Here is a 6,813-nt window from a genome sequence, read left to right as displayed (position 1 = left end):
GGCCCGCGATGCCGCTGCCCGCCTGTTGGGCGAAGCGCGGGGGCGGCTGGCCCAGGCCGAGACTGTCGTGGCCCGCGCGGCCGGCGAGGAAGCCAGCCTGAAGACCGCCGCAGCGCAAGCCGCTGCCGATGGCGAACGATTGGCGGCAGAAGCCGAAACCGCCCGCGCCGCCGTGCCGGCCACTGATGCGCTGGCCGCACTGGCTGCCGCGCTGGCTTCGGCCCGCCAGCAAAATGACAGCGCTCGCGCCGCGCAGGCCACGGCCCGCACCGGCGTGGACACCGCCGCCCGCGATGCGGACACAGCCACCCGCCGGCGCAGCGCCATCGCGGCGGAACAGGCCGATTGGCAGCGCCGCATCGACGCCAGCGCCGGCCAGCGCGCCGAACTGGCGCGCCGCCGCGAGGCTGCCGACGAAGATCGCGCCGGCCTTGCCGCCCGCAGCCGCGCCATCACCACCGATCTGGCCGGCCTGGCCAACATCATGCAAACGGCAGATGCCGCCCGCGCTGCGGCCGCTGATCAACTGGCGCAGGCCGAAGCCGCCTTGAACGCCGTCTCCGCGCGCGCCCGCGCCGCTGACGCTGATGTTGGCGAAGCCCGCGAGCTGCGCGCCACCGCCCGCGCCGAAGCCGAGCATCAGGATGGCGCCCGGCTGGAACTGGAGCGATTGTGCGGCGAGCGCTTTCAGTGCCCGCCGCCGCTGCTGCCCGGCCGCTTCGGTTTCGGCATCGAACCCGGCGATCCGGAAGCACTGGCCGAAACGCTGGACGGGCTGACTGGTGAGCGTGACCGGCTTGGCCCCGTCAACCTGCGCGCCGATATCGAACTGAAGGAACTGGAAGAGCAGGCGAAGCTGACCGGGTCGGAAAAGGCCGAGCTTGATACCGCCATCGCTCGCCTGCGGGGCTCCATCGGCAGCCTCAACCGCGAAGGCCGGCAACGGCTGCAGGCGGCGTTCACCGCAGTCGATGGCCATTTCCGCGCGCTGTTCAGCGATCTGTTCGGCGGCGGCGAGGCGCAGCTGGCATTGATTGAATCCGATGATCCGCTGGAGGCCGGCCTTGAAATCATGGCGCAGCCGCCGGGCAAGAAACTGCAGTCGCTCACGCTGTTGTCGGGCGGCGAACAGGCGCTCACGGCGACGGCGCTGATCTTTGCGCTGTTCCTCGCCAATCCGGCGCCGATCTGCGTGCTCGACGAAGTTGATGCGCCGCTGGACGACGCCAATGTCGAACGTTTCTGCGACCTGCTCGACCGCATGGCAGCGCAAACCAGCACCCGTTTCCTGATCGTCACCCACAACGCCGTTTCGATGAGCCGCATGCACCGATTGTTCGGTGTGACCATGGCCGAACCGGGTGTGAGCCAGTTGGTGAGCGTGGATTTGCAGACCGCCGAGAAACTGGTGGCGATGGCATAGCTGGTTTTTGCACCAAGGTTGCACTGCACAATAGTTGACACCCTTGGCCAGCCCCTCTAGGACGCGCGCCATGCTTTGCCGGCTTTCGCTGGTGGGGCCGTCTGCCATACCCGGCGGGCGAAAAGACAACAGGGATTTGCGCCTTGGCCAAACCGCCCACCGACGAGGACAGCCTCGCGCGCCGCATCGCTGCGGCCCGGGCGGCGGAACCAAGCCGGAAGGACGGCGCCAAGCTGCAGGAAAATCAGGGCTGGCAGGCCGCGTCGGAATTCATCGGCGCCATGCTGGCCGGCGGTTTCATCGGCTGGTTCATCGACCGGCAGGCCGGAACCGGCCCCTGGGGTCTGATTGGGATGTTGTTGTTGGGGTTTGTGACGGGGTTGACCCAGTCATTGCGCCGGCAAAAGCGGCTGGATAACCAGTCCGCCAGCCAGGATGAGGATTGAGCGGCCGTGGCCAACCCGATGGAGCAGTTCAAGATTGAAACCATCGTTCCGCTGAATGCGGGCGGGTTCGATCTGTCGTTCACGAACAGCTCGCTGTGGATGCTGATCACGCTGCTGGCGGTTTCGGCCTTCCTGTTCATCGGCACTGCGCGTCCGCAACTGGTGCCGGGCCGGATGCAGGCCGCCGTTGAAATGCTGTATGATTTCATTCGCGACATGCTGCGCGAGAATGTCGGCAAGGATGGCCTGAAATATGCGCCGCTGATCTTTGCCCTCTTCATCTTCGTGCTGTCGTGCAACTTGATCGGCATGGTGCCGTTCGTGCACAGCTTCACTCCCACCAGCCACATCGCCGTCACCTTCGGCCTTGCGATGATCGTTTTCATCCTGGTGGTGATCGTCGGTTTTGCCCGCCACGGCCTGCATTTCTTCTCGCTGTTCCTGCCGGAAGGCACGCCGCTGTTTGTGGCGCCGCTGGTGGCCGCCATCGAATTCCTGTCGTTCCTGTCGCGCCCGTTCACGCTGGCCATCCGACTGTTTGCCAACATGACCGCCGGCCACGTGCTGATGAAGGTGTTCGGCGGCTTTGTGGTGTCGCTGGGCGCGGTCAACATCGGGCTGGGCATCATCCCGCTGGGCGTCAACGTGGCGCTCACCGCGCTGGAACTGCTGATCGCCGTCGTGCAGGCCTATGTGTTCGCGCTGCTGGCCAGCATCTATCTGAACGACGCTGTCAATCTTCACTAAGTCTCTCAACCAATTGCCATTTGTAAAGGACGAACAATGGAAACCGTTGCTGCTTACAAGTTTATCGGTGCTGGCCTGGCCGCCATGGGTGCTGGTTTCGCCGCCATCGGCGTCGGCATCATCTTCGGGATGTTCCTGCAGGGCGCGCTGCGCAATCCAGCCGCTGCCGACAAGCTTGGCGCCCGCCTGATCTTCGGCTTTGCCGTGACCGAAGCTCTGGGCCTGATCGCCGCTGTCGTCGCGCTCGCGCTCGCCTTCAGCTGATGCCTGTTCCGGCGCTCGGCAACCCTGCCGGGCGCCGTTTCACTTGACCTATGCCGGGGATGATCTGTGCCGCAGTTTGATCCTGCCAGTTTCGTATCGCAGCTGTTCTGGTTTGGCGTGATCTTCACGCTGCTCTATTTCGCTGTGGTGCGGCCAACTTTGCCCAAGGTGGGCAAGGTGATCGATGCGCGTGAAACGCAGGTTGCCGGCGATCTTGATCGCGCCGAAGCGGCCAAGGGCGCAGCAGACACGCTGCGCGCTGATCACGAAGCTGCCATGAAGGCCGCGCGTGACGCGGCCCAGGCCGCTGTTGCCCAGGCCCGCGAAACGGCCGCCAAGGCCAGCGACGCACAGCTGAAGGCGCTCAACATCCGACTGGAAGCCGACGCCGATGCGGCGACGGCCTCGCTGGACCTGGCGCGGACAAGCGCCCGTGCCGGCCTTGAAGCCACCATTGCCGATCTGACCAGCGAAGCCGTGGCCAAGCTGGCCGGCATCGACGTGACCCCGGCCGATGTGTCGGCGGCTCTGGCTCAGCGCTGAGGACCGAACATGGCTGAAGAACATACTGCTGCCACCACTGCTGGCACCGTCGCTGCCACGGTCGCTGCCACGGTCGCTGATGGCGGCCATCACGCCGAACCGACCTTGCTCGGTATCGGTGCCGAAGGCTGGGTTTACACCGGCGTTGCCATCTTCATCGTGCTGGCCGTCGTGATCGGCAAGGTGCCGTCGTTGATCGCCAAGGGCCTCGACGATCGTATTGCCGCGGTAAGGAAGCAGCTCGACGAAGCCGCTGCGCTGCGTTCCGAAGCTGAAAAGCTGCTGGGCGAAGCCCAGGCCGCCAAGGCCGCCGCTGAATCGGACGCGGCCACCATCCGGGCCCGTGCGCAAACCGAAGCCGCCGATCTGGTGAAGGCCAGCGAAGCCGCCGCCAGCGAAGCCATCGCGCGCCGCACCGCCGCTGCCACCAGCCGCATTGCTGCTGCCGAACGCACCGCGACGGCCGAACTGAAGGCCGAAGTGGCCGCGCAGGTGACCAAGGCTGCGGCCGCGATCATCGCTGCCCGCTCCGACAAGGAACTGCAGACCCGGCTGACCGACGAAGCCATCGCCGGTCTCGACCGCCGCCTGCACTAGGTTCTGACCCTGGGTTCTGGCGTTAAGCCCAGCAATCCATTGCATGTTCACGGACAGGCTGATAAAATGCCGACCATGATGCATCTTTTGCGACTGAGCCGACGAATCTGACACTGTGCCCGTGATGGTGCAGTGCCTGTTCGTGCTTGTTGTCCTGTCTGCAGAAAGACCATCCTTCCGTGATCACGCTCGTCCCGCTGCTGCTGTCGCATCAGCCCGCCATCGACTCGCTGCTTGACGAACGGTTCGGCCCGGCGCGCCGCAACCGCACGGCTTATCGCCTGCGCGACCGTGCAGAAGTGCTGTCGGCCTATAGCTCCGTGGCTTTTGATGGCGATCAACTGGTGGGCAGCCTGCAATGTTGGCCGATCCGCCTGAAAAGCGTTGGCGGCGCGCGGATGCCGATGATCCTGCTTGGCCCGGTGGCGGTGGCGGCGGCCCGTGAAGGCCAAGGCATTGCCACCGCCCTGATGCGCGCCAGCCTGGCGGCGCTGGACGCTGGCGACAGCCCGCCGGTGCTGCTGATTGGCGATGCGCCTTTTTATGGCCGCTTCGGCTTTTCAGCCGCGGCGACGCGGCATTGGGAATTGCCCGGCCCGGTTGATCACGCGCGCCTGCTGCTGCGCGGGCCTGCCACTGGCCTGCCGCGCATCGCCTGGGTCGAAGCCGTCCCGGTTGAACGGGCGGGCAGCGTCAACCCGTCCCGCCCGGCCAAGGTTGCCTGAGCCACCACTTGCCCTATCTAGGGCCAGTGAGTGCCGAATCGCCTGCGACACGTTTTTCCGAACTGTTGGCCCTGTCGCGGGCCGGCAAGCGCTTGCCGGTGGAGAAATGGCACCCAAGCCATTGCGGCCATAGTGACATGCGGATTGCCGCCGATGGCACCTGGTTCCACGCTGGCTCGCCCATTGGCCGCAAGGAACTGGTGCAGCTGTTTTCCTCCATCCTGCGCCGCGAGGCCGATGGCAGCCATGTGCTGGTGACGCCGGTGGAAAAGCTCGACATCGATGTGGAGGACGCACCGTTCATCGCGGTCGATGCCGATTGGGAAGGCGACGGGCCGGCGCGGCGCATCCTGTTTCGGCTCAATACCGAGGATGTGGTGGCCTGTGGCCCGGATCATGCGCTGGACGTGCGGATCGATACCGATGGCACGCCGCGCCCCTATCTGCATGTGCGTGGGCAGCTGATGGCGCTGGTCAATCGCGCCACCTTCTATCGGCTTGCCGATCTGGCGCTGGCCGAAGGCGGCGATCCACCCGGCCTGTGGAGCAATGGCGCCTATTTTGCCTTTGGAACCAGCGATGCCGCTTGATCGGGTCCGCACGCTGCTCAGCGGCCCGTTCACGCCGCAGCCGCACGGTGATTGGGATCTTGATCATGGCGGCCCGCCGCCGGTCGCCAGTCTGACGCCGGCTGCCGTGCTGATGGCGATTTCGGAGGAGACGGCACCGCAATTGTTGCTGACGCGCCGCACCGCCCATTTGAAAAGCCATGCCGGCCAGGTCGCCTTCCCCGGCGGGCGGCAGGATGCAGAGGATCTGGATTCGGTCGCCGCGGCGCTGCGCGAGGCCGAGGAAGAGGTGGCGATGCCGCGTCATGTCGTCGAAGTGCTTGGCACGCTTGATCCCTATCGCACCGGATCGGGCTATCTTATCACGCCGGTGGTGGGGGTGGTGCCGCCCGGCCTGATGCTGCGCGCCCAGCCGGACGAGGTGGACGAGATGTTCCTGGTGCCCTTGGCGCATGTGCTTGATCCGGCCAATCATCTGCGCCAGTCCGGGCAATGGCAGGGCCAGACCCGGCATTTCTGGTCGATCCGCCACGATCGCCATTATATCTGGGGCGCGACGGCCGGCATGATTATTGCCCTTTCGCGCCGCCTGGAGACTTTGGCGTGAACCTGGGGGTGAGCCTGCATATCCTGCCACCCCAAGCCTGGGCTGCCACTGCGGCGGGTGCGGCGCTGTTGACCGCGCTGGATGCTGCCGCAGGTGCAACCCGGCTGGTGGGCGGCGCCGTGCGCGATGCGCTGCTGGGGCTGGAGGGGGCGGATATTGATCTTGCGACCCGCTTTGCGCCGGACGAGGTGATGAAGCGGGTGCGTGGTGCCGGCCTGAAGGCGGTGCCCACCGGCATCGCCCATGGCACGGTGACCGTGGTGGGGCCAAAGGACGATGGCGGCTTGGTTGCCGAAGTGACCACCCTGCGCCGTGATGTGCAAAGCTTTGGCCGTCATGCGCAGGTGGCGTTTACCGATGATTGGCGCGAAGACGCGGCGCGGCGCGATTTCACGGTGAATGCGCTTTATGCCGATCTGCCGTCGGGCACGCTGCACGATTATTGGGGCGGGCTGGACGATCTGTCGGCGGGCCGCGTGCGCTTCATCGGTGATCCGCTGCAACGCATTGCCGAGGATCATCTACGGATCCTGCGCTTCTTCCGCTTTTCGGCGCGCTTTGCCCAGCAGATGGATGCCGACGGGCTGGCAGCCTGCACCGCCCGCGCCAACGATCTGATGGCGCTTAGCCGTGAGCGCATCGCCATGGAACTGCGGCTGTTGCTGGGCCTGCCCCATCCAGTGGCCACTTTGGCGCTGATGCTGGAGGCCGGCATATTCCGCCCGGTGCTGCCGGAACTGGCGGAAACCCGGCTGCCGGTGCTGGCGGGCACGATTGCCGCCGAAACCGCCGCTGGCCTGGCCCCGGCGTGGGAACGGCGGCTGGCCGCGCTGTTGCCGCCCGGCGAAACCCGCGTCGCCAATGAGGTTGGCGCACGGCTGAAGCTGTCCAA

General features: G+C 66.1%; 9 protein-coding genes and 1 pseudogene. All 10 read left to right on the top strand.

Annotated features, from left to right (window positions below; genetic code table 11):
* Nucleotides 1-1,423, top strand: a pseudogene (locus RMO81_RS15170) (chromosome segregation protein); the annotation flags it as partial.
* 143 nt (nt 1,424-1,566) lie between these two features.
* On the top strand, nt 1,567-1,869 hold the full coding sequence (locus tag RMO81_RS15165; protein ID WP_310476775.1) for an AtpZ/AtpI family protein: 303 nt from the start codon (nt 1,567-1,569) through the stop codon (nt 1,867-1,869).
* A gap of 18 nt (nt 1,870-1,887) precedes the next feature.
* The gene (locus RMO81_RS15160) at nt 1,888-2,616 is read left to right on the top strand and encodes a F0F1 ATP synthase subunit A (protein WP_409049636.1); all 729 of its coding nucleotides are present in this window, start codon (nt 1,888-1,890) and stop codon (nt 2,614-2,616) included.
* A gap of 36 nt (nt 2,617-2,652) precedes the next feature.
* Nucleotides 2,653-2,880, top strand: coding sequence for a F0F1 ATP synthase subunit C (locus RMO81_RS15155; RefSeq protein ID WP_310476773.1), 228 nt, complete (start codon nt 2,653-2,655; stop codon nt 2,878-2,880).
* Between the two features lie 66 nt (nt 2,881-2,946).
* Complete coding sequence (locus tag RMO81_RS15150) at nt 2,947-3,423, top strand: hypothetical protein (protein ID WP_310476771.1); 477 nt, start codon at nt 2,947-2,949, stop codon at nt 3,421-3,423.
* A 9-nt stretch (nt 3,424-3,432) separates the two neighbouring features.
* Nucleotides 3,433-4,020, top strand: a complete 588-nt coding sequence (locus RMO81_RS15145) for a hypothetical protein (protein WP_310476769.1) — start codon at nt 3,433-3,435, stop codon at nt 4,018-4,020.
* Between the two features lie 179 nt (nt 4,021-4,199).
* On the top strand, nt 4,200-4,745 hold the full coding sequence (locus RMO81_RS15140; protein WP_310476767.1) for an N-acetyltransferase: 546 nt from the start codon (nt 4,200-4,202) through the stop codon (nt 4,743-4,745).
* A gap of 26 nt (nt 4,746-4,771) precedes the next feature.
* A complete protein-coding gene (locus tag RMO81_RS15135) occupies nt 4,772-5,335 on the top strand; it encodes a DUF1285 domain-containing protein (protein ID WP_409049635.1) in 564 nt (187 codons plus the stop codon).
* On the top strand, nt 5,325-5,921 hold the full coding sequence (locus tag RMO81_RS15130) for a CoA pyrophosphatase (protein ID WP_310476765.1): 597 nt from the start codon (nt 5,325-5,327) through the stop codon (nt 5,919-5,921). The genes RMO81_RS15135 and RMO81_RS15130 overlap by 11 nt, the downstream gene beginning before the upstream one ends.
* A partial coding sequence (locus RMO81_RS15125; protein WP_409049634.1) for a CCA tRNA nucleotidyltransferase occupies nt 5,918-6,813 on the top strand: 896 nt, incomplete at its 3' end. The genes RMO81_RS15130 and RMO81_RS15125, both read left to right, overlap by 4 nt.

It is taken from the genome of Sandarakinorhabdus sp., from assembly GCF_031422795.1.
In the GTDB taxonomy this organism is placed as follows: Bacteria; Pseudomonadota; Alphaproteobacteria; order Sphingomonadales; family Sphingomonadaceae; genus Sandarakinorhabdus.
This window is presented reverse-complemented; position numbering and strand designations above follow the sequence as displayed.

Coding starts and splice junctions, on each gene's coding strand:
- RMO81_RS15160 (WP_409049636.1), top strand. CDS start 1,888: ATGGAGCAGTTCAAGATTGAAACCATCGTTCCGCTGAATGCGGGCGGG.
- RMO81_RS15155 (WP_310476773.1), top strand. CDS start 2,653: ATGGAAACCGTTGCTGCTTACAAGTTTATCGGTGCTGGCCTGGCCGCC.
- RMO81_RS15145 (WP_310476769.1), top strand. CDS start 3,433: ATGGCTGAAGAACATACTGCTGCCACCACTGCTGGCACCGTCGCTGCC.
- RMO81_RS15130 (WP_310476765.1), top strand. CDS start 5,325: ATGCCGCTTGATCGGGTCCGCACGCTGCTCAGCGGCCCGTTCACGCCG.